Source organism: Methylobacterium sp. WL6 (assembly GCF_008040095.1).
Taxonomy (GTDB): domain Bacteria; phylum Pseudomonadota; class Alphaproteobacteria; order Rhizobiales; family Beijerinckiaceae; genus Methylobacterium.
Genome location: NZ_VRVH01000699.1, coordinates 1 through 421, shown reverse-complemented (window position 1 = coordinate 421; position 421 = coordinate 1). Strand labels below are relative to the sequence as shown.

1 pseudogene is annotated in these 421 nt (G+C 74.1%); it reads right to left on the bottom strand.

What is annotated here, in order from left to right:
- Positions 1-421 (bottom strand): annotated as a pseudogene (locus FV230_RS29235) (hypothetical protein); the annotation flags it as partial.

Sequence of the window (421 nt, the reverse complement as noted above, 5' to 3'; positions counted from 1 at the left end):
GTGCCGGGGCGGCCTTGCCGCGCAGCAGCACGGGACGCGGCGGGATCGGGACGATCACCGGCGGCGCGGCGGCCGGCATCGCGAAGGAAGGCTCGAAGGCGTGCGCCGCGAAAGCATGCTCGCTGAAATCCGGCTCGGCGAAATCCGGCTCGGCAAAGTCCGGCTCGGCAAAGTCCGGCTCGGCGTTCTCGAAGCCGAGCTCGATCTCCGGCTCGCGGACCTCGGGCAGAGAGACCTCGGGCAGGGAGACCTCGGGCAGGAACGGTCGCGGCGAGGCGACCGCCGGCTCCATCGCGCGCGCGGGCCGGATCGCGGCGCGGGCGGCCATGGCCGACAGGACCGGTGCACGGCGGATCTCGACGGTCTCGGCAGGCGGCGGAGAGGGGAGGGGGGTTCCGGGTCCGAACACCAGCGACAGGGC